The following is a 19,097-nucleotide window of genomic DNA, read 5'->3' as shown; positions in this document are numbered from 1 at the left end:
GCAGTGCCGAGCGGAAGGCGTTGCGTCGATGAAGATCGTGTTCCGTTGCGATCCTGCCCTCGCCGATCATCTGCCGCGTCCGGTGGCGGCGGGCGACGCGCTGCCGGACTGGCTGAGACGCATGCCCGTCACGGCTCGCTCCGAGCTGACCGGGCAGGCCGTACGGACGGTGAAGCAGTGCCCGCCTTTCGTCGAGGCGATGCGGACCGGCTTCCTCATGCCGCTACCCTGCGACGTCCGGGTCGAGGCCGGTCGTTTCGAATGGGATTGGCAGATTCCGGGACCGAGCGTGCGCGAGCATCCCCGCGCTCCGCTGGCGTTCCACGTTCCGGCGCAGCTCTCCGGGATGCCGGGACACGATCCCCGCCACGCCGCGATCAAGTTCAACAGTTTCTGGACCATCGAGCTGGAGCCTGGCTGGTCGCTCTTTGCCACCCATCCCGCCAATCGCGAGGATCTGCCGTTCCGTACCCTGACCGGGCTGGTCCATGCCGATCTCTTCAACGACGCCGGCATCAATTTTCCGGCGCTGTGGACTGAGCCGGATTTCAGCGGCGTGCTGCCGAAGGGCCTGCCGGTCGTCCAGTGCTTCGCCGTTCCGCGTGAGCCGGCCGAACTGGTGTTCGAGTCGCTCGATGCTTCCCGCGCGGCCGGCTACAGCGCGCTGGTTCAGGCCGTGATGGCGGAGCCGGGGGTCTATCGCAAGCGCTTCAGGCCGCGCCGTCCGCGGGGGTAAAGGCCGCAAGGGACGGCTCGGGCGCCGCCGCCAATGTGCCGGTGAGGCCATCGAGATCAAGCCACAACGCGCCATGGGGTCCAGCCGTCAATGCCAGCGCTATGGCAGGTAACGTCGAGCGATCGAGCCGGTAGGCCCGGCCGAAAGCAGCGAAGGCTTCCTCCCGCACGCCACGTTCCAATTGTACGACGCCGAGATTGACCCACCCATCCGCCCGTTCCGGGCAGAGCGCCAAGGTGCGTGCGAAAGCTTCGGCGGCCGCAGCAAGAGCGCCGCAATCCTGCTGCGCAAGGCCGAGATCGAACCATGCCGCGGGCGATACCGGGGCAAGCGCAACCGCCCGCTCAAGGTAGCGGCACGCCGCTGCCGCGTCGCCGCGCCGCTGTGCGACATGGCCGAGCGTCGCGAGTGCCGGGGCATGGTCTGGATCGGCCCGCAGCACAGCGGCGAGCTGCTCGGCGGCGTCGTCCAGCGCACCGGTCTCGGCCAGCAATACCCCCGTCATGAAGGCCGGACGCGGGTCGGAGGGATCTAGGTGCGCGGCCCGGCGCAGCCGTTCCAGCGCTCGCTGCGGCTCCCCGGCGCGATAGGCGATACGGCCGGCCAGCGTCAGGGTCGCAATGTGATCGGGCTCACCGGCAAGTGCGGCGGCCACCTCGCTTTCCGCCTCCTCGAGCCGGCCGGCGGATTCGAGGAGCGCGGCAAGGAAACGCCGGGTCGGTGCATGGCCGGGCACATGAGTCGCCAGCGAGCGAGCGAGGGCCAGCGCCTCGCCGCGCCGCCCCGCCTCCAGCGCCCGCGCTGCGAGAGCAAGGCCGCGATCGGCGGCGGCAGGGGTGAGCGAGGGAGCGGGCATGGAGGGGTGATGCCTGGGTCGGGGAGAAGACGACCTTCTATATTAGGCACCTCGGGCATGGGATCCTGCAAGGGCGCCACCTTACCGCCCGCCTCTTGTTGAGGGTGTTGGATCCGTCGCGCCTTGATGGTGTGGCCGGACAGGACTTGATGGCGGTGGCGTCGACGGCCTCGCCCGGCGGCTTCCATCCTGAAGCCGAGAGATCGACCGCACTTCTGTGCCCAGCTCAAGGCGGTCCTCGCCGAGAGCCTGATCCACATGCGCGGAGAGAGCTATCGGACCGCCCAGATCTCCATGCCCTTCAAACTCGCGGGTGACATGGAAAATGAAGGGACAGAAATGGTGCGCCAGTCCGGCGAGAATTCAAACCGTTTGTCAGAACTCTTTGCCGAGTTCGCGAACTGGACTCATATCCTCAAGGATACGAGCTTGAACGTCTCCCCGCCGTCCCCGTGACGGCGCTGCCGGCTTTGATTTCACGCTTTTCCGCCTGACCACCCTCGGCCGCCGCGCGCAAGGCGGCCGATTTTCCCCTCATCCTCACATGAAAAAGCCCATTCATCTGCGCGGTCATGCCGCCGCACCGATATCCCTGCGCCTGACGCCGGAGGAGCGCCACCAGCTCGAATGCGACGCCGCCGGACGCAGCCTGAGCGCCTACATCCGGTCCCGCCTGTTCGGAGCCGATACCAAGGCGGAGACCACCAGCCAAACGTCCGGTCGTCTGGGTCCCGCTGAGCGCCAGAAGCTTCTTGCACAGATCCTGGCGAAACTTGGCGCCTCGAAGGCCCTCCCTTCGCTGAACGAACTCGCCGACGCGGCCCGGATCGGGGTGCTGCCCCTGACGCCCGACGTCCTCGCCGACATCCGCGGCGCCTGCCTGGACATTGCCGAGATTCGCGACGGCCTCTTGCGTGGGCTTGGACTCCGCCCGGCTGACGGGGGGGCACGATGATCCTTAAGGCGAGCCAACGCGGCGGCGGCCGGCAGCTCGCGCTGCACCTCCTCAACACACGCGACAACGACCATGTCGAAGTCGTCTCCGTCGACGGCTGCATCGCTGCCGACGTGGCCGGCGCCTTCGCGGAGATGTACGCCATCAGCCGGGCGACGCGCTGCCGACAGTACCTGTTCTCGGTCAGCCTCAGCCCACCCAAAGATGCGTTTGTGCAGGTGGCCGACTTCGAAGCCGCCATCGATCAAATCGCGGAGAAGCTCGGCCTCAGTGGCCAGCCGAAGGTCGTCCTATTCCATGAGAAGCAAGGTCGCCGTCATGCCCACTGCGTGTGGTCCCGCATCAATGTGGAGAAGATGCGGGCGGTCAATCTGCCGTTCTTCAAGGAGCGCCTGACCGAGCTGTCCCGCGAGCTCTACCTGACGCATGACTGGGATCTGCCCAAAGGACTCGCCGATCCGTCTTTCGCCGATCCGCTGAACTTCGGCCTCACAGAATGGCACGAGGCCAAGAACGCGAAGCGCGATCCGCGCGAGATCAAGGCGGTTATGAAGCGCTGCTGGGCACAGTCGGACAGTGCCGAAGCATTTACGGCGGCGCTAAAGGAGCGTGGCTTTTGGTTGGCGCAGGGCGACCGACGCGGCTTCGTCGCCTTGGACTATAAGGGGAATGTCTATTCGCTGAGCCGTTGGCTAGATGTCAAGGGAAAGGAATTGCAGGCTCGGCTCGGCGTACCATCCCGCTATCGATCCGTCGTCGATACGCAAGCCGAGATCGTATCGACCACGAGTGCGGTGGCACAACGGCTGCTGGAGGAAATCGAACGAAAGCAATCTGCCGATCTGCAGCCTTTGCTGGAACAACGCGTGCAGATCGTAGCGCGTCAACGACGGGAGCGGCGCGAAGTGGAACAGAGGCAGATTGCCCTGTGCGAGGCAGAGACGCGCAAGCAGACGCAACGCGTGCGGCGCGGCCTAATTGGCATGTGGGATTGGGTCACGGGCCGACGTCACAAACTCATTCAACAAGCCAAGTTGGAAATGCTCCGCCTTGAACAAGGCATTACCGAACAACGGGAAGCACTTCGTAAGAGGCAGCGAGACGAGATGGTTCGCCTGTACATTAAAATTTCGCGTGTACGCGGCCTGCATGCCAAGGTTCGCGACACGACGTGGCGCGCTCTTGACGAAGAAGTGCACAGTCCACCTATAATGTTTAGGCATGAAAAAGATATTCAGAAACATTTGGTTAGACGCAGAACGGATCTCGAGCTTGATCAAGGGTAGATAAAATACAATAATTGTCCAATCCGGACAATTTAGTCAGGATAATTTGAGAAAATTAACGGTGAAATATCAAATGACGCAATTTCTACCCTTCTATATATTAATGATTTCCTTTCCATGTTTAGCTCCCGAACCAATCAAAATCATTGCAATATCAGAATTATATTCATTATAAGCGTAATCTAGAGCCGTATTTCCTTCAAAATCAACCGCATTAATGTCTATATTCTTCAATCTCAATAGAAACTTTATAGAATCAATTTGATTCATTGTAGACGACAATATGAGGGCAGATATCCCTTGATTATTTGTTTTATTTACATCAGCTCCATTATCAATTAATATTGACAATATTTCAATATATCCATGCCCAGAAGCTGCGTGAAGGGCTGTAAATCCCGATACTCATATTTTGTCTATGTCCATATCGTAAGATATTATTAAATTTATCATTTTTAAATCGCCTATGTATGCAGAAATAAAAAGAGCATGCATTCCATCATTCATTGAATTGTTAATAGATCTGGAAGATTTATTTAATATATTCATTGCGAGTTGATGATTCTTGGCTTGACAAGCCATTATCAGCGCAGTGAGGCCGTTGTCGGCTGATGCAATATCCGGATCGGCTCCCCAATTAAGCAGCAGGGCAGCGGTCTCCGTGCGGCCTGCCTCACAGGCCGCCATCAGGGCGGTCCAGCCATTGTCGGTGGTGCCCTGGTTGACCTCTGCGTCGCGGTGGAGCAGCAGGGCAGCGGTCTCCGTGTGGCCTCCCGCGCAGGCCACCATTAGGGCGGTTCTGCCATCATCCGTCGTGCTCTGGTTGACCTTGGCACCGCGGTCCAGCAGCAGCTCAGCGGTCTTCGTGTGGTCTCGTGTGCAGGCCCCCATCAGGGCAGTCCAGCCAGTGTCCGTCATGCCTTGGTTGACCTCCCCGCCGCGATTGAGCAACAGCGCCGCGGTCTCCGTGTGGCCTCCCTGACAGGCCCCCATCAGGGCGGTCCTGCCGTCATCCGTCGCGCCTTGGTTGACCTTGCCGCCGCGGTCGAGCAGCAGGGCGGCTGTGTCCGTGTGGCCTGCCGCGCAGGCCGCCATCAGGGCGGTCCAACCATCGACCGTCATGCCTTGGTTGACCTTCGCTGAGTCCAGGCAACCTTCGGAGGCCGCCAACATAAGCGCGGGCCAGCGAGTTTCCGACTTGTCTTTAAATCGAGCGAGGCTCGCGAATAGAATATCGACGTCACCCGTCTTCAATCGTCCTTTGGACGCTTGCCAGTCATAGTGAATCACAAGCGCGGTACAGGACTGGCGCCAAAGCGGCCCTGCGCTCGCGGTGTGCAGATCGGCGACGTTCACGCGATCGGCGAAGCGGTTTATGAGCTTGGCTTCCAGGGATCCACGGCCTTGTCTGACGACATCCGCACCGCTGACGGATACTGCATGTCGGAGCAGGCTATCCGTAGGGAAGCGCTCTGGATCGAGGAAATGCAGAAGCGTCGACCACGCGCTCCGGACCTCGCTAAGCGCCCGATCGTCATTCAGTAGATTTCGTGTAAGTCGTTGTATCGTTTCTATGAAATTAAGCGCGCATTTTTCTTCATCGTCATTCATAAAAATCGAATAAATCATATTGATAAATGATGCTAATAAATCGTCGTCATTCTTCACTTCCTGTAAGAAAAAAATAAGGGAGTTTTCTCCGAGAATGTCGGGCTCAAACGGTTTCAGGATCTCAAGATCAGACGAGGAAACAATCCTGTTTGCCGATTGGGCCGCTACGTGCGAAAGACGGATGGGCGACCGATCGGATAGGATTTTCCTCGGAAGATTTTCCTCAAGATCCGAAAAGTCTACACCTCGCAACAAGGTGGCTATGGACACATAGGCGCCCACCCATATACCGATCGTCGCTGCGTGGGGATTGTCGTCCGATTGCACCCAGGGCAAGCGCGTCCGCCGGTCGAAATAATGCCGGATGAGATCCCTCCGGCTCCACTTCGAGATGTCTCTTTTGGAATCCCGAATGGCTTGCCCCAGCAGGGCGGCAAACAGCGGATGGCGAACGGCGTCGGGAGAGCCGGCCCGCGTACTACCGGACATCCGGTCCAATATCTTCTCGGCGGCGACGATGGCCGCGTCGTCGGGGGAAAATTCCCGAGCCTCCGTCCGTGCCGCTGTGGCGATGATTTCGCGGATGAAGCGCGAATCTTGCTTCTCGGCTTTGATTTCGATCGGGGAGGCTTCATACAACACACGGCTCTTGTGGCCGTCGATCCGCTTCTGATCGGTGAACGAACTGCCCCAGAAGAAGTCGTCATGAAGTATGTCGGGGTAGACGTGATCGACGACGAGGACCCGCACCTTGGGGCCACCATGGCGGAGGCATTTTTCGGCGATGGCCCTCATCACCCTCTCATAGCCATAGGTGTAGTCGATGACGATGAGGGTTTTGCGGGTGATCTCCCACTCTTTCCAGCTACTCGGATCGCGGCTCCGGACGAACCCAGCATCCCAGTCCGTATCGTTGCCATCGACCGGTACATAGGGGCGCATCCATTCGGACACTAGGCGGGTTTTTCCCGCGCCGGAGGAGGCCACGAGCGCGCAGATCAGGAAGGGCCGGTCATCCTTCATGAAGGCGTCGAGGCGCGCCTTCTCGGTCTGCCGATGCGAGAACGGGATCGAATAGTGATTGAACGGATTGAGCCAAATGCCCTCATGGGCGTCCGGCGAGCGGGCATCCGCTTCCGAGACGTAGGGGGGCCATTCGAACGGCGCCGAAGGCGTTGAAATCGGGGCGTTCTGATCGCCAGGCTTCGGCAAGGGTGCCGACGATTTTCGCGAGTTTGCGTGCTCAATCTTCGCGGCGCGTCGCAACTTCTCACGCTCTAGCTGCTCGCGTTCGAAATTCGCAAACTCTTCCTCCGGCGCGCGGCCCCAGATCGCTTGGGCGATCATGCTGGCCTGTTCGCGCAGGCGTTCCTTGTCGTGAAAAAATGTATTGTCTTGATGCATCCAGTATATGATCAGCAGAGCAATGTGATCATTGACATGCGGATCTTCGCGGGCGATATTACTTCCAAATATCGCAAAATCATCCTCAGACCGTTTTATTTTATGCCAATTAAATAATTGGGCGTGAATTTTTCGCCATCTTATTTTAGTGCGGAAAGTCTTTCGCAGGGCATCCCTCAGTGCTCGTCGATGCTCCGGCTCTGGGCGCCTGAGCGTCATGAACTGCTCAAAGGAAAGCTTCGCCACGGCAGAATCCAGATTGAGGACAACCCGCGTAACGCTAGCACTTCATCCTAGGGTTTCAATCGGGTCTTGGCGCCCGGGAACTTGGCTGACGCGCTCCGTCGACAAAATATCCGACCTCGGTGATCGCACCCGAGCTTCGATCGCGCAGCACGATCGCGGCGCCGTCGGAGCGATGGCGCTCTCCCCAGCGATACCATTCCTCTCGTGTCACTATTCCGGTTTGGGGGTCCCGTTCGACGATCGCGGGGCCGTGCGGGCGATGAAGCTGCCCGTCCTTCATCCACTCCTGGCGGACGACATTGCCCTGGGCGTCGTAGGTGACAAACGCTGGGCCCTTGTTGCGATGGCCGTACCCATGAAAGCACCAGCGCTCGCTGGTGACAGCGCCCGTGGCGACGTCGAAAGATTGGGCGCACGGTCCCCTGGTCCGATGCATGCGTCCGGCCGTGTACCACTCCTGGCGGATCGGCTTTCCCGACTGCACGTCGTATTCGATCAGCGCCGGGCCGTTTTCCCGGTCGCGCTGCTTGTCCCTGAACCATTCTTCGCGAACGGGCTTCCCCGTAGCCTCATCACGCTCGATCTGAACAATGTAGAAGTCTAAAACCAACGCCTGCGTACCTCAATGAGGTAACTATATACATAATGAAGTAAAATTGCAACATATAAACATCGTATCGGAACCTCGTAACGAATTATTAGCAGTTACGATGTTTTTCTGGCATGTTGTTCTCAAGAAATTCTGGGCAAGTTCCTCTCGCACCAAAGAGGAGGTCCCTATGCGTGGTGAAATTTCCAACTTTCCTGCTTGCCGCCAGCTCGCGGCTGTAGGCGCAACCCTCTGTCAGATCTGTCGTGACTGTCCCTATTCGGACCTCGCGAACGATCCTCTGAATGACGACCTGCCTCGGTCTGAAGACCTGGATACCCGACGGGAGCGCCATCTGCGGCTCAACGTCGAAGATGTCCTGGCGCGGCTGATTTTCCTGGAGCAGGAGAACCGAGATCTCCGGCGGGAGCTCGCCGACCGCCTGTTCGCGGCGGACAGCAAGGAGGGCGCCGATGTCTAGGTCCCTCGTCCCCACCATCCCCCCGGCCGCGTCGCGGCCGGGGGAGGCGATCAGCCCGGCGGCGGCTCGGTCGTCGACCCGGCACGAAAACCTGAACCTCGGCTTTGCGATCGAGACCGGTGCCGTCGGCGCCAATCTCGACCTCTTCGCCGAGGGGCGGCGCCTGCAGGCCCGCATGATCCAGTCCGATCAGCGGCACTTCCTGTTCGACAGCCTCCCGGACGACGCCTTCGCCCGCTCGGCGTGCATGGCGGTCGCCCGGAACGGCGACGAGGTATTCGGCACCGTGCTTGCGCATCCCGATGCGGACGGGGCGCTTCTCGTCCGTACGCTCATCGTGAACCCGGCCTACGCGGGTCTCAGGATGGGCTCGGCCCTGGCGAGCGCGGTCATCCTCGATGCCTTCGTTCGTGGCGTGTCGTTCGCGTCGGTGACCTGCGCCGTTCGGGTGCTTCGCGACGGCGGCCTCAACAAGCCTTCCGCGAAATCGCTCGATCGGATCGGCTTCGCCACCGAGCCGGGCATTCATAAGGCCCGGCTCGCGGGTACCCTCCGCGACCGGCATCTGGTGCCGACTGCGGAAGTCGACGAGTTCGGGTACTTCGTCCGGTATGTCCGGCTCCGCGGCGTGCGCGCCGAGGTGGTGGATCGCAGCGTGGCAATGCTCGCGGAATGGCGTGACATCCCCATCCCGCTCGATCGCCTGCTGGCGGAGTAGCCGAGCCGGCCGCCCCGGAAAAATTCTCCGACCGCCCTCTTGCGGCGGCATCGAACGCTTCCCATCGTCATGGTAGGCGGCATGGTCCTACCGGCCGTCATTTCCCCGCAAAGTCCGCTTCCACCGTGCCGGCGCCTCAATGCGCATGGCGGCGGACGGCCTCGCCGACGACGGCGCGGATGTCCCGCGCTTCGTCCGAGAGGATCGCGACGAGCTTCTCGGTGAACTCCAGATACACGTCCAGCGTCTGCTCGCGCTGCACATGCTTGAGAAGCATCTGCGCGACCGTCCAGGCGAGATCGAGCCTCTCCAGCTCGTAATCGGCGGTCCACGCCGACAGGGACGACAAGATCTCGCCTTTGAGGCGGGCATCGGCGTCGTGGGATGCGCCGTGATGAACATCCTGCATTTCAAAACTCCTTCCTGAAATCATGAGGTGACTATCATGTCCGAGGATACCAAATCCGGCGGCGGCTCCGCCAATTCCGGCGGCCGCGGTCCCATGCGGGAGGCCTTCAATCGCGACAACGATCTCGACAGCCAGATCGCGGCGTTGCCGCCGGAGACGCGCCGGAAGGTCGAGGTTCTCCAGGAGCTGAAGGGCGAACGGCTGGAGGCCGAGCATCGAGCGCAGCAGCGCAGCCACGGCTTCCGGCTGATGCGCACCAAGGTCGAACTGCTTGAGAACTATATTCGCGACCAGTCCGAGCGTCCGCCGGAGGTGCGGGCGGACCCGACGCAGGACCTCGTCATCATCAACGAGCAAGCCGAGCGCATGGTCGCCGAGCGCGAGGCCTTCTACCTCCGGAATATCGAGCGGGAAGCCGAGGCCAACATCCGGCAGATCATCGCCAGCGCGCGCAGTGGCGAGGACCGTTCCCGCCAGCCCGATCATGACCGCGAGCCGGAGCGGTGAGCATGGGCCGGCCGGTCAGCCCCTGGAGCGCGGCGCTGTCGGCCGCGCTGCTCTTCCTGATCTGGCGTTTCCTGGTCTCGATCGACGCCAGCCCGATCCTCATCTGGCTCTATGCTGGACTGGTCGGGCTGTTCGCCCTCGTGACGTTCCGCGGGCTCATCGCCGCCTTCCGCTGGAGCCGTCTGCTCAAGGCGATGCGCGAGCCTAGCGGGCTGTTCGGGCGCACCTCGTTCCCGACGGCGGCGGATGCGGAAGACCTCGGCCTGTCCTTCTCCAATGAGGACGGCAACGGCATTCCGCTCGGCGGCGTCGGCGACAGGATCATTTACTACAAAGGCCCGGCTCCAGTGAGTATTAGAGCCTCTACAAATGCCGGGAAGACAGAGTCAAGTTCTACGAATATTTGCTTCGCACTCGGCGTTCACCGCAACATCATCGCCACCGCAAAGGGCGCCGAGCTTGCGTGGTTATGTGGACGGTATCGAAGCAAGATACTCCGGCAGAACGTCGTCTATGTCGACCCTTGGCGGCTGATGAGGAAGCTCGGCCTGCCCTCGCACGACTTCAACCCGATCGGCCATCTTGTCGACTATGCCACCGGCGGCTCCTTCGAGCTCATCGACAAGGCCCGCGCCGCCGCGCTGATCCTGCTGCCAGAGCCGGACAGCGGAGGCGGAGGCGAAAACAAGATCTTCCGAATCCTCGGTCGCGATCTGATTACCTGGTGCATCGTCTATCTTGCCCTATGGCAGGCCGAGACCGGGGAACTCTCCTGCAATCTGCCCTACCTTTTTCGCAAGCTCAGCGGGTCGACCTCCGACGTCGAGGCCTTCTTCCGTGAGATGCTGCTGTGCGACGCCTATGAGGGCAGCGTGCGCCGCGGCGCCGAGCGCTTCCTCAGCCGGATGATGAAGGCGGAGAAGTTCGCCGAATCCATCCTGAGCGAGGCCATTGCCGCCCTGGACCTCTACGATCCGGCCGGGCCGCTCGGCGGGACAACCGAGCTCAGTGAGTTTGATCCGCGGGACTTGAAGAACCCCGATCGACCTACCACTGTCTTTCTTATCGTCCCGCCCGAAAAGACCACGCTGTATGGTCCGCATATCGGGCTGTGCATGAACACGCTGATCGACCTGTGCATCGAGGCGGACCGCTTTCTCCCCCAAGTTACTGTCGTTGCTAACGAATTCGCCTCTCTGGGCGTGATGCCTTCAGCGGTTCCCGCCCTCATGATGGGCAGGTCGCGGGGCTTACAGCTCATTACCTATGTACAGGATACTCTGAGCTACGCCCGCTACGCGAAGGAAGCCAGCGCCTTCACCACGCAGAGCGAGGTGGTCGTGGCCTGGTCGATCCGCAGCACCAAGGACAGTGAGGAATATTCCAAGCGGTCCGGCCAGCGCAGTGTGATCGTCGAGAGCAACAGCGTGCCGCAGCAGGCGGGAAGCCCCGCCGGCAATCATTCTCTGAGCCTCTCCGAGAAGAATATCCCCAATCTGCGGTCCGACGAGTTCCTGCAACTGCCCGACTTCACCGCGGCGGTCTTCTACAAGCAAAACCCGCCGATCATCGTCGACCTCGTCTCCTATCGCATGGTCGACGGCTGGCATCAGCACGCCGACCCGATGCCCGGCGCGCCGCCGCTGAAGGACCTGCCGGTCAAATACCGCGCCTGATCCCTTCCTGAACCCCCACATCTATGGAGACTGCCATGTCGCTGTTCCGGCGCGTGCCGTCGCGCGCTTCCACCACGCCCGTCTTCGATGGTACCGCCCGTGCGACCTTCTGGCCGGCGCTCGTCAAGGTCGCCGCCGTGCCGGCGATCGCGGTCGCACTGCTGGCCTGGTTCGGCCAGCCCGCGCTGCGCATCCAGTACTGGTACCACGGCACGACATCGGCCCCGGTCTATGACCGCTGCCTGTACCTGTCCGCCTTCTCCGGCTGGCACGACCGCCGGGTGACGCCGTTCGACGGCGACGATCCGTGCCCCGTCATCGACTTCCTCCCCATCACCGACTGGACCTTCGGAGTGCTGCCATGAACGCACGCCTGATCAATGCCGGCCTGCTGGTCGTCGCCTTCCTGGCGGCGCTGGCGAACTATGAGGGCCTCGCCCTCACCATCGACGCCCAGACCTTCTGGGACCGCGCCTTCTGCGCGGCGATCGCGATCGGCGTGATGTCGTCGATCCTGGTCTTCTGGCATCTCGCCTTCCACGTGGTGCCGCAGATGCTCGATCCCGACCATCGTCTCGTCGCCTGGCTGACGACGCTGTTCGGCACGCTGTGCATCGTCGGGCTCAGCGCCGCGCTGAACGTCGCCGCGCTCGGCGGTCACGAGGCCCGGCAGGTCGGGCTGCAGGAGGTGGTCGCCTCGGCGGAGCGCAGCTTCGCCGCCGGTAGCCAGGGGAGCGGGCGCTCGATCCAGCCGCTGCTGCCCGACCTCGACGCCTTCCGTACCTATCTCGCGGGACTGGCCGAATGCGAGGCCGAAGCGGGCTGCGTGACCTCGACCAAGGGCCGCAGCGGCGTCGCCGCAACCCTGCAGCAGTTGGCCGGCGCCGCCGGGACGATCGTCGAGGCGGTGAGCCGGTCGCAGGCCGATCTCGGCGCCAAGGGCGATGCGGCCCGGTCCTGCCTCGCCGCGATGCGGGCGGCGCTGACCAAGCCGGTCGCGATCGAGAGGCGCAGCGAGGAGGTCGCCCGGCAGGTCGACTGCTTCAACGCCGCCATGACGGAGGCGCGCGGCATCGACGGCGCCGCCCAGGTCGGCCAGGCGCTCGGCTCCTTCACCAGCGGCATCGTCATCCCGGTGACGGTGAAGACGGCGCAGCAGAAGGAGGCGGTCGCCCGCATCCTCGCGACCATCAAGCAGAAGGCCGACGAACTGGCCCGCCGTGCCGCGGCGCTCCCCATCAGCGAGGCGGCCGAGCCGGTGACGATGACCCGGCAGAACGCGCTGCAGGCCGTGGTCACCCATGCCTCGGCGATCGTGCCGATCTGGATCGTCGGCATCGCCCTCGACGTGCTGCCGCTGGTGCTCTTGGTGTTCGTCACCATCCATGCCGCGGCGGGGCGCAAGGATCCCGACGAGCGGATGCTCGACCGTCCGGTGCGCGACGTCATCGAGGCCCGCCGCGCCCTGCCGGAGATCGAGGCGCCGCGCCGCCGCCTGCCGGCTCCCAAGGAGGCGCGCCGGTGAAGCGGCTGGTCGCCCATCTTCGCGATTATGGGGCGGCCTGGCTGATGGGCGGGATTGCGACCAGCGTGGTCCTCGCCAGCATCCTCGCCGGAGAGGGCGGCCCGTTTCGACACACGACGGGCGCTGCCGTGCGGACCGGAGACGAAGTGTCGAATTTCGTGCTGTTCACCACGGTGCCGTATCGCGACCTGTCCGTCACCACCGGCACCGAATTCGCCTCCATGACCGACCGGAGCATCACCTCGCAATGGTGCTATCTGCGCCGCGACGGCCGCGACGGCGACCTCGTGCCCTGGGTCGAGCTCGCGAGTGCCCGATCCGGCGCATCGCCGTCCCTCAACCCGCTCTCGTCTTCCGCCCTTGCCGCGCTCGGCCTGACCTCGCCGGAGGCCGCCAGGCTCGTCACCACCCATTGCCGCTTTCAGAGGGAAAGCTGACCCATGCTGGACATCCCGTTCAAGATCTTTCCGCCGGCGCTGCTTGCCGGACTTCTTCTCTATGCCGGCATCACCGCGCTGTGGCTGCAGCCGCTGGTCGAGCGCCGTCTCGCCGACCGCATCTATATCCCTCAATGCGAGGCCGGGCTCATCAAGGCGCAATCGAGGGCGCGGGCCGAGCAGGACGGCAAGCGCAACGCCGCCCGGCAGATGATGGACATGTTCCGCAACTCGCCGCTCGGCCAGTTCCCCGGCTTCAACGAGATGATGGAACAGGGTCGCACCATGGCCGAGGCCGGCGTGCCGGAGCTTCCGAGCGCCGGGATCGACCACTCCTCGCGCTGCGCCTGCGCGGTATCCTCGGCCTTCGACGCCGCCCGCCTGCCGATGCTGCTGCATGTGATGAGCCTGCGCACCTACCAGCCCGCCGCGCTGACGGCGCTGCCCTTCACCGCCGGTACCTTCCTCGACAGCTCCTGCGCCTCCTGAGGTCGGTCATGGCCAAGCAAACGGACACGAAGCATCGTCTCTATTATTCCGATCGTCATGGCGTGCGGGTGAGCGGCACCTATCTGCGCACCCGCCACAAGGACCAGGCGCTGGCGCCGGTCACTTCGCTCCATGTCGGGCGCGATCCGCTCCATGTCGCGCTCGCCTGCGGGCTCGGCCTCGCGCTGTTCGCCCTGCAGTTCGGCGACCTGCTCTATGTGCCGGAACAACTCGGCCTTGTCGGCCTCGGCGCCACGATCCTGGTCGGGGGGTATTCCATTGCCGCGCTGGAGATGGGCAGCTACCGCCATGAGAGCCGGGTGCTCTGGGGAAATTATTGGCGCATGCTACGGATCCGCGATGCCATCATCGAGGCGCGGCAGGACCGGCTCGACGTCGAAGGCATGGTGCTCGCCGATATGGATGAAGATGACAATGAGGACGAAAGCTGAAGCTCTTTACGCCTCATCCGGCCACTGCCGCGCACCGTGCTGGACGAATAGCACTTCGATCGAAGTGTCGGTGACGCGATAGGCGACGATATAGGGCGTACCGGGAATGACGAGCTCGCGCGTGCCGGCGATCTCGCCGGCGCGGCCGATGAAGGGATTGGCTTCAAGAAGCCTGCCGGTCTTGGAATGGATGTCGTTGACCAGTTTCGCCGCCGCCCGCGGGCTGTGCTCGGCGACGTAATCGCCGATGGCGGCGAGCTCGTTCAGATAGCGACGGGTCCAGACGATGCGCACGCAGGCCCGGCTTTCAGGCGGGGCCGTATTTGCTCAGCACCGCGGCGATCTCCTGCTCGGTGGCGAAGTCGCCGCGATCGGCATCGGCGATGCCGTCTTCGACCCCGGCGATCCACTTCTCCTGCCAGGCGAGCGAGCGCCCATGCGCCAGCGCATCCTCGATGATCTGCTCGCGCGTGAGCGAGGACCGTGCCGCCAGCGCATCAAGGCGGCGGCTGAGATCGTCGGAGATGTCGGTCTTGTGCTTCATAGGTTCAGTCTGCCACAGGCGGGGGTAATTTACCAGAAATTTCCGTGGGATGAGACGTTGCAGCCGGGTGGCATTCCCGGAAGATCGCCTCCGCCTCTGCGAAGATGTCATCGACGGTACGCGGATTAATGCCGCTGGCTTTCGAGCGGGCCAGCCGCCCCCGCAACTCGTCGAGGGTCAGGATCTGATGCGTGGGCTCGGTCATGAGGTCTCCCTGAAGCGATGATGATCCGCTCCCATGCTGCTGGCGAGGCCGGGGCGCAGCCGGTCCGGCCTCGCCAGATGTTTGATTTGTAGTCACTTTTAGTTTTTGTTGAAATTGTCTGATTAATTTTAGTACAATATCTTCATGAATAGGAAATCATTTCATATAACGGAAGTTATAAGCATTGTTAGCGGCAAGATGGTGTCGACCTCGCACATGGACGGAATTCACCAAATGCTTGAGTTCATGTACGGCGAGCCGATCTATAGTCATCAGATTCCTAGGGCCGTCAGGGAATGCGCGCCGTATCTGCTCCGGCAGTTTCCTGCACTCGCCGACGAGAACGCCGATGATGTCACTGCGGAGACCTTGGGCGAATGGTCGTCGCGCGTTGCAGAAAAGTACGGGACCATGCTGAGCGTGGAGCCTCTTCCTGCCGGCGTTCATCTCACGTGCGATCCGATCAGCGAATTGGAAAGCATGAAGAACCCCGCGAAGCACTGACAGCGCAAACGTTCATTGCCGGGTCGGCCTTTTGAGAGCGCGGGTCAGAGTCCGCTGATCTACCTCATATTCCTGGCGAAGATGGCTTCGGTCATGAGGTCTCCCTGAAGCGATGATGATCCGCCCCCACGTCGCCGTCGGGATCAGGGCGCAGCCGGCTCGGTCACGATAGGCGTCTGCGACCGAAGATCCATTCCGGCGTCGCGTTGCCGGGGGCCATCCCGACCCAGTGTGGGATCCTCGCCCATCAGCTTGCGGACCCGGTCCGGCGTCGAAGCGTCGATGTCGCCTTCCATGTCGTCGAGCGCGTCGGCGGTCAGGTCCTTGTCGTCCAGCCTATCGCGGGCCTCGTCCAGCTTCTGCTGGAATTTGTGAAGCTGCGCGCGTTCCTCCATCAGGGCACGCTGCTGCTCGCGGTCGCGCATGAACGGCTCGAAGCGTTTTCTGGCGTCGGGAATCTGGTCGGCGCCAAGTTCCTCCGGCGAGACTTCGGTGCCGTGCTCGTCGAAGACGCGCTTGCCGTCCTCGGTCTTGAACACCCGGCGCCCGTCGGGAAGCTGCACCGCCTCGTTCAGCGCCTTGTCGATGCGCTCGGTGACCCGGGTGGAAGAGATCTTCTCCCGCCCGATCTATGCCGGACGCATCACCATCCCCGAATGGGACCTGCATCTCATACCCGCCAAGCATGAGGCCCTTGTGAGCTTCGAGACCTGGCAGGCGGTGCAGCGGCGCCGGCAAGGTACGGCCGTCGCGCCGGTGCGGAAGGACATCAATGAGGACTTCCCGCTCCGGGGCTTCGTCACTTGCGGCCACTGCAACCAGCCGATGACCGCCTGCTGGTCAAAGGGCCGCAGCGCCTATTATCCCTATTATCTGTGCGACACGCGCGGCTGCGTCGCCCATCGCAAGTCGGTGCGCCGGGAGACCATCGAAGGCGACTTCGAGAAGCTGCTGGCCGAACTCACGCCGAGCGAGGAGCTCTTCGTGCTCGCCTTCGAGATGTTCCGCGACCTTTGGAACGCCCGCACCAATGCCGCGCAGTCCGACACGTCGGCGCTGAAGCGCGACCTCGCGCAGATCGAGAAGAAGGTCGCGCAATTCCTCGACCGGATCGTCGAGACCGACAATCGCTCGGTCATCGCTGCCTATGAAGCGCGCATTCGCGATCTGGAGACTGAGAAGGCCCTTGTTGCCGAAAAGATCGGCCGAAGCGGCAAGCCGGTCGCCATGTTCGACGAGACTTATCGAACCGCTTTTTCGTTCCTCGCAAACCCTTGCAATCTCTGGGCTTCCGATCGCCTGGAGGATAAGCGCGCGGTCCTGCGACTCGTGTTTGCGGAGAGGTTGCCCTATGTCCGTGGAGAGGGCTATCGAACCGCAAAAACCTCCTTGCCCTTCAGGGCTTTAGGAGACTTCCGCATGGGAAAGTATGAAATGGTGCGGGTGGTCGGACTCGAACCGACACTCTGTCACCAGAAACGGATTTTGAGTCCGCTTATGCTAGAATAAGTGATTGATTTGTAAGGGGAATTTTTGAAAATTTTAAAAATGTGTAAGGATTTGTGTAAATGTGTAAGGCATGTGTAAGTCGAAATATAACGCGCCTATCTTGACCGAACCAGGCATCGGCACAAGCAGGGTCTCGAACCCACCCACAGGCAATTTACACGTCGTGCTCTCTTAGAAAATTCAACTTCTGGTAGACTGCCTCCAGCCCGGACCTTGCTAGGTATTTTGGGAGGGCGGCATTCTGAGTGTTTAGCCGCCACCGGAGTATGTTCGTTCAAGCCGACGAAGCCAGATTTGACCCGAAGCGGCCTCCCCGGCACGGCGTTGCGAATGGCCGCTTTGCGCCCCGATCTCGGCCGTAGCGATCGGACTTGCGGTTTCCTGAAAGCAGACGTTGCTGAGTACCGCATCACAGGTCATGGAGCGCCATAAGCGGAAGTTGTGATTAGCGCGAATACCAGACATTCAGCGAACCGATCAAAACTCGTCACCCGCTCTAACTTCTCGCCAGGCTTCGTTGGCCTGCTACCTCTCTACCTCACCTCAGAATGGCGTTCACTGCGGAATCGGTCGATACGCTCAATCCTTTCCATGATCCATCCACGATAATCCGGCAGCAGACCGATGGGATCGGCAGCGCCGGATGCCATCAACTCGTCGACGGCGGCGAGGGCCCCGCCAAGCGTCAGCGGCCCGTCGCGCTCCTCGACCAGCCTCTCTGCAAGATCGAGGTCGGCGGCAAGGCGCTCCGCTTCCGGCAGACTGCTCCGGTGCTCAGCGTGGATCAGACGCAGCCCGAAGGTCGTCAGGCGGGGATCATCGAAGTTCCGGACAATCCCGAGGCGCTGATCGCGCGGCGCGTCGTGGAAGTCGAATCTGCGCTGACTGTCGGCATCGCCGGGGAAGCCGCCATCGTAGAGCTGGCGTTCCGGAAAAGGGGAGAGCGGACGCTCTTCCCATGTCGCCGTGTAGACCGAGATTATCCTGGCACAAAGATCGGCATCATCCTTCATGCGCCGGGCCCGCTCCTCGGCCGTGTCCACGTCGAGATCGCCGAGCAGCTCGGCGGGAGCGGACCATAACTCCGTCAGCGCCGGACAGGCGTTGGTGGCGAGGCGGCGCACCGGCGTCCCCTTGCGGCAGATCTCCTGGCGCAATTCTTCATCGGACATCTCCGCCAGATGGTCGGGATCGGCGGTGAGGTCGAGACAGAAACGGCCATTGGCGTTTCCCGGCACAGAGCCGAGCAGCCCGACGGAACGGTGGCGCGCTTCACCACCGAAGAACTCCGTGAGGACAAAGCCGTCCTCCGATGCCACGAAATCCGCAACCGCCGCTTTATTGGCGAAGCGCTGGAAGCGCTGCCAAGTATCATCGGCCCGGTCCCGGACCAGCCGACACAGGTCAAGGGTCACGAGCGCGTCGGCAAGGGCGTCATGCGCCCGCACATGGGAGAGGCCATTGGCTTCCGCGATGTCGGGGAGCCTGAAACTTTTCCGACCGTCCGCGCGCAGGGGAGCGATCAGGCATTGGGGCGGAAGGGCATGCGCTGCCAGCGCGAGGGCCATGGCGTCGGCACGGCCGCAGCCCCTGCCGCTGGTCAGGTAGGGGTTATGAAGCGCTTGAAACAGGGCATGTCGCAGCATCTCCTCATCGAAGGAGATGGAATTGTAGCCGACGAAGATTGCTGGCGACCATTCCGTCAACTTCCGGCCTATGGCGCCGATCATGTCGTAGTGGGATGGGCGTTCCGGATCGGTCAGCTCGCCGATGCGCAGGCCGTTGGTCAGCAGTGCTGCAGGATGCGGTACGACATGCGGCTGGAGCCGCGAGTATGCCTCGAAGCGATCAAGTTCATTCAGTTCGTGGTTGGTGCGGACAGCCGCGAAATGGATGATCTGGTCAAAACCCTTCTTCAGCCCGGTCGTCTCCGTATCGAAGAAGACAAAGCCGGTCAT

24 protein-coding genes and 1 pseudogene are annotated in these 19,097 nt (G+C 62.2%); 15 read left to right on the top strand and 10 right to left on the bottom strand.

Features of this window, described 5'->3' with window-relative positions; all coding sequences use genetic code 11:
* Positions 1 to 28 precede the first annotated feature (28 nt).
* Positions 29 to 736: a hypothetical protein gene (locus MWN34_RS10945; RefSeq protein WP_247029176.1), complete on the top strand. Its 708-nt coding sequence runs from the start codon at positions 29 to 31 to the stop codon at positions 734 to 736.
* Here MWN34_RS10945 and MWN34_RS10940 read toward each other — a convergent pair.
* Positions 711 to 1,592, bottom strand: a complete 882-nt coding sequence (locus MWN34_RS10940) for a tetratricopeptide repeat protein (protein WP_247029175.1) — start codon at positions 1,590 to 1,592, stop codon at positions 711 to 713. The two genes, MWN34_RS10945 and MWN34_RS10940, sit on opposite strands and share 26 nt — an antisense overlap.
* 294 nt (positions 1,593 to 1,886) lie before the next feature.
* Here MWN34_RS10940 and MWN34_RS10935 point away from each other — a divergent pair, with 294 nt between their 5' ends.
* The 3 genes from MWN34_RS10935 to MWN34_RS10925 all read left to right on the top strand — a co-directional run bounded on the left by MWN34_RS10935 (position 1,887) and on the right by MWN34_RS10925 (position 3,833).
* Positions 1,887 to 2,048 (top strand): bifunctional aminoacyl-tRNA synthetase, encoded by a 162-nt coding sequence (locus MWN34_RS10935; RefSeq protein WP_247029174.1) that lies wholly within the window; start codon positions 1,887 to 1,889, stop codon positions 2,046 to 2,048.
* 88 nt (positions 2,049 to 2,136) lie between these two features.
* Positions 2,137 to 2,547 carry a hypothetical protein gene (locus MWN34_RS10930; RefSeq protein ID WP_247029173.1) on the top strand — a complete coding sequence of 137 codons (411 nt, stop codon included), beginning with the start codon at positions 2,137 to 2,139 and terminating at the stop codon, positions 2,545 to 2,547.
* Positions 2,544 to 3,833 (top strand): relaxase/mobilization nuclease domain-containing protein, encoded by a 1,290-nt coding sequence (locus MWN34_RS10925; RefSeq protein WP_247029172.1) that lies wholly within the window; start codon positions 2,544 to 2,546, stop codon positions 3,831 to 3,833. Before MWN34_RS10930 ends, MWN34_RS10925 begins: the two co-directional genes overlap by 4 nt.
* A 93-nt stretch (positions 3,834 to 3,926) precedes the next feature.
* Here MWN34_RS10925 and MWN34_RS19805 read toward each other — a convergent pair.
* From MWN34_RS19805 to MWN34_RS10915, 3 genes and pseudogenes are all read right to left on the bottom strand, one after another.
* A pseudogene (locus tag MWN34_RS19805) lies at positions 3,927 to 4,220 on the bottom strand (ankyrin repeat domain-containing protein); the annotation flags it as partial.
* Between the two features lie 18 nt (positions 4,221 to 4,238).
* Positions 4,239 to 7,094, bottom strand: coding sequence for an ankyrin repeat domain-containing protein (locus MWN34_RS19710; RefSeq protein ID WP_247029171.1), 2,856 nt, complete (start codon positions 7,092 to 7,094; stop codon positions 4,239 to 4,241).
* A gap of 55 nt (positions 7,095 to 7,149) precedes the next feature.
* Positions 7,150 to 7,704, bottom strand: coding sequence for a hypothetical protein (locus MWN34_RS10915; protein ID WP_247029170.1), 555 nt, complete (start codon positions 7,702 to 7,704; stop codon positions 7,150 to 7,152).
* A gap of 169 nt (positions 7,705 to 7,873) precedes the next feature.
* Between MWN34_RS10915 and MWN34_RS10910 the strand changes: the two genes are divergently transcribed.
* The gene (locus MWN34_RS10910) at positions 7,874 to 8,164 is read left to right on the top strand and encodes a hypothetical protein (protein ID WP_247029168.1); all 291 of its coding nucleotides are present in this window, start codon (positions 7,874 to 7,876) and stop codon (positions 8,162 to 8,164) included.
* A complete protein-coding gene (locus MWN34_RS10905) occupies positions 8,157 to 8,882 on the top strand; it encodes a GNAT family N-acetyltransferase (protein WP_247029166.1) in 726 nt (241 codons plus the stop codon). Before MWN34_RS10910 ends, MWN34_RS10905 begins: the two co-directional genes overlap by 8 nt.
* Before the next feature lie 136 nt (positions 8,883 to 9,018).
* Here MWN34_RS10905 and MWN34_RS10900 read toward each other — a convergent pair whose 3' ends face one another.
* Positions 9,019 to 9,291: a hypothetical protein gene (locus MWN34_RS10900; RefSeq protein WP_247029164.1), complete on the bottom strand. Its 273-nt coding sequence runs from the start codon at positions 9,289 to 9,291 to the stop codon at positions 9,019 to 9,021.
* Positions 9,292 to 9,327: 36 nt separating this feature from the next.
* Here MWN34_RS10900 and MWN34_RS10895 point away from each other — a divergent pair, with 36 nt between their 5' ends.
* The 7 genes from MWN34_RS10895 to MWN34_RS10865 are packed head-to-tail and all read left to right on the top strand — an operon-like array spanning position 9,328 to position 14,377.
* Positions 9,328 to 9,798, top strand: a complete 471-nt coding sequence (locus MWN34_RS10895; RefSeq protein ID WP_247029162.1) for a hypothetical protein — start codon at positions 9,328 to 9,330, stop codon at positions 9,796 to 9,798.
* A gap of 2 nt (positions 9,799 to 9,800) precedes the next feature.
* Complete coding sequence (locus tag MWN34_RS10890; protein WP_247029159.1) at positions 9,801 to 11,474, top strand: type IV secretory system conjugative DNA transfer family protein; 1,674 nt, start codon at positions 9,801 to 9,803, stop codon at positions 11,472 to 11,474.
* 35 nt (positions 11,475 to 11,509) lie between these two features.
* A complete protein-coding gene (locus MWN34_RS10885) occupies positions 11,510 to 11,839 on the top strand; it encodes a hypothetical protein (RefSeq protein ID WP_247029157.1) in 330 nt (109 codons plus the stop codon).
* Complete coding sequence (locus MWN34_RS10880; protein WP_247029155.1) at positions 11,836 to 12,999, top strand: hypothetical protein; 1,164 nt, start codon at positions 11,836 to 11,838, stop codon at positions 12,997 to 12,999. Before MWN34_RS10885 ends, MWN34_RS10880 begins: the two co-directional genes overlap by 4 nt.
* A complete protein-coding gene (locus MWN34_RS10875; protein WP_247029153.1) occupies positions 12,996 to 13,436 on the top strand; it encodes a hypothetical protein in 441 nt (146 codons plus the stop codon). Before MWN34_RS10880 ends, MWN34_RS10875 begins: the two co-directional genes overlap by 4 nt.
* Positions 13,437 to 13,439: 3 nt before the next feature.
* Positions 13,440 to 13,925 carry a hypothetical protein gene (locus MWN34_RS10870; RefSeq protein ID WP_247029151.1) on the top strand — a complete coding sequence of 162 codons (486 nt, stop codon included), beginning with the start codon at positions 13,440 to 13,442 and terminating at the stop codon, positions 13,923 to 13,925.
* 8 nt (positions 13,926 to 13,933) lie between these two features.
* Complete coding sequence (locus tag MWN34_RS10865) at positions 13,934 to 14,377, top strand: hypothetical protein (RefSeq protein ID WP_247029149.1); 444 nt, start codon at positions 13,934 to 13,936, stop codon at positions 14,375 to 14,377.
* A 6-nt stretch (positions 14,378 to 14,383) separates the two neighbouring features.
* Here the strand turns inward: MWN34_RS10865 and MWN34_RS10860 are convergent, their stop codons facing one another.
* The 3 genes from MWN34_RS10860 to MWN34_RS10850 are packed head-to-tail and all read right to left on the bottom strand — an operon-like array spanning position 14,384 to position 15,126.
* On the bottom strand, positions 14,384 to 14,671 hold the full coding sequence (locus MWN34_RS10860; RefSeq protein ID WP_247029147.1) for a type II toxin-antitoxin system RelE/ParE family toxin: 288 nt from the start codon (positions 14,669 to 14,671) through the stop codon (positions 14,384 to 14,386).
* 13 nt (positions 14,672 to 14,684) lie between these two features.
* The gene (locus MWN34_RS10855) at positions 14,685 to 14,921 is read right to left on the bottom strand and encodes a CopG family ribbon-helix-helix protein (protein WP_247029146.1); all 237 of its coding nucleotides are present in this window, start codon (positions 14,919 to 14,921) and stop codon (positions 14,685 to 14,687) included.
* Positions 14,922 to 14,925: 4 nt separating this feature from the next.
* On the bottom strand, positions 14,926 to 15,126 hold the full coding sequence (locus MWN34_RS10850; protein ID WP_247029144.1) for a hypothetical protein: 201 nt from the start codon (positions 15,124 to 15,126) through the stop codon (positions 14,926 to 14,928).
* A 144-nt stretch (positions 15,127 to 15,270) separates the two neighbouring features.
* Between MWN34_RS10850 and MWN34_RS10845 the strand changes: the two genes are divergently transcribed.
* On the top strand, positions 15,271 to 15,630 hold the full coding sequence (locus MWN34_RS10845) for a DUF7736 domain-containing protein (RefSeq protein ID WP_486187717.1): 360 nt from the start codon (positions 15,271 to 15,273) through the stop codon (positions 15,628 to 15,630).
* A 143-nt stretch (positions 15,631 to 15,773) separates the two neighbouring features.
* On the opposite strand, the gene MWN34_RS10840 is transcribed toward MWN34_RS10845, so the two are convergent.
* Positions 15,774 to 16,169, bottom strand: a complete 396-nt coding sequence (locus tag MWN34_RS10840; protein WP_247029141.1) for a hypothetical protein — start codon at positions 16,167 to 16,169, stop codon at positions 15,774 to 15,776.
* A 64-nt stretch (positions 16,170 to 16,233) separates the two neighbouring features.
* On the opposite strand from MWN34_RS10840, the gene MWN34_RS10835 reads away from it, so the two are divergent.
* Positions 16,234 to 17,139, top strand: a complete 906-nt coding sequence (locus MWN34_RS10835) for a recombinase zinc beta ribbon domain-containing protein (protein WP_247029139.1) — start codon at positions 16,234 to 16,236, stop codon at positions 17,137 to 17,139.
* A 533-nt stretch (positions 17,140 to 17,672) separates the two neighbouring features.
* Here MWN34_RS10835 and MWN34_RS10830 read toward each other — a convergent pair.
* Positions 17,673 to 19,097, bottom strand: coding sequence for an exonuclease domain-containing protein (locus tag MWN34_RS10830; RefSeq protein ID WP_247029137.1), 1,425 nt, complete (start codon positions 19,095 to 19,097; stop codon positions 17,673 to 17,675).

It is taken from the genome of Ancylobacter crimeensis (assembly GCF_023016805.1).
Taxonomy (GTDB): domain Bacteria; phylum Pseudomonadota; class Alphaproteobacteria; order Rhizobiales; family Xanthobacteraceae; genus Ancylobacter; species Ancylobacter crimeensis.
Note: the sequence above shows the minus strand (reverse complement) of the source record. Positions and strands in the feature narration are given on the sequence as shown.

Bases quoted from the DNA above. Each gene is read 5' to 3' on its own strand.
- MWN34_RS10945 (WP_247029176.1), top strand. From the start codon at position 29: ATGAAGATCGTGTTCCGTTGCGATCCTGCCCTCGCCGATCATCTGCCG.
- MWN34_RS10940 (WP_247029175.1), bottom strand. From the start codon at position 1,592: ATGCCCGCTCCCTCGCTCACCCCTGCCGCCGCCGATCGCGGCCTTGCT.
- MWN34_RS10935 (WP_247029174.1), top strand. From the start codon at position 1,887: ATGCCCTTCAAACTCGCGGGTGACATGGAAAATGAAGGGACAGAAATG.
- MWN34_RS10930 (WP_247029173.1), top strand. From the start codon at position 2,137: ATGAAAAAGCCCATTCATCTGCGCGGTCATGCCGCCGCACCGATATCC.
- MWN34_RS10925 (WP_247029172.1), top strand. From the start codon at position 2,544: ATGATCCTTAAGGCGAGCCAACGCGGCGGCGGCCGGCAGCTCGCGCTG.
- MWN34_RS10910 (WP_247029168.1), top strand. From the start codon at position 7,874: ATGCGTGGTGAAATTTCCAACTTTCCTGCTTGCCGCCAGCTCGCGGCT.
- MWN34_RS10905 (WP_247029166.1), top strand. From the start codon at position 8,157: ATGTCTAGGTCCCTCGTCCCCACCATCCCCCCGGCCGCGTCGCGGCCG.
- MWN34_RS10900 (WP_247029164.1), bottom strand. From the start codon at position 9,291: ATGCAGGATGTTCATCACGGCGCATCCCACGACGCCGATGCCCGCCTC.
- MWN34_RS10895 (WP_247029162.1), top strand. From the start codon at position 9,328: ATGTCCGAGGATACCAAATCCGGCGGCGGCTCCGCCAATTCCGGCGGC.
- MWN34_RS10890 (WP_247029159.1), top strand. From the start codon at position 9,801: ATGGGCCGGCCGGTCAGCCCCTGGAGCGCGGCGCTGTCGGCCGCGCTG.
- MWN34_RS10885 (WP_247029157.1), top strand. From the start codon at position 11,510: ATGTCGCTGTTCCGGCGCGTGCCGTCGCGCGCTTCCACCACGCCCGTC.
- MWN34_RS10880 (WP_247029155.1), top strand. From the start codon at position 11,836: ATGAACGCACGCCTGATCAATGCCGGCCTGCTGGTCGTCGCCTTCCTG.
- MWN34_RS10870 (WP_247029151.1), top strand. From the start codon at position 13,440: ATGCTGGACATCCCGTTCAAGATCTTTCCGCCGGCGCTGCTTGCCGGA.
- MWN34_RS10865 (WP_247029149.1), top strand. From the start codon at position 13,934: ATGGCCAAGCAAACGGACACGAAGCATCGTCTCTATTATTCCGATCGT.
- MWN34_RS10855 (WP_247029146.1), bottom strand. From the start codon at position 14,921: ATGAAGCACAAGACCGACATCTCCGACGATCTCAGCCGCCGCCTTGAT.
- MWN34_RS10850 (WP_247029144.1), bottom strand. From the start codon at position 15,126: ATGACCGAGCCCACGCATCAGATCCTGACCCTCGACGAGTTGCGGGGG.
- MWN34_RS10845 (WP_486187717.1), top strand. From the start codon at position 15,271: ATGAATAGGAAATCATTTCATATAACGGAAGTTATAAGCATTGTTAGC.
- MWN34_RS10830 (WP_247029137.1), bottom strand. From the start codon at position 19,097: ATGACCGGCTTTGTCTTCTTCGATACGGAGACGACCGGGCTGAAGAAG.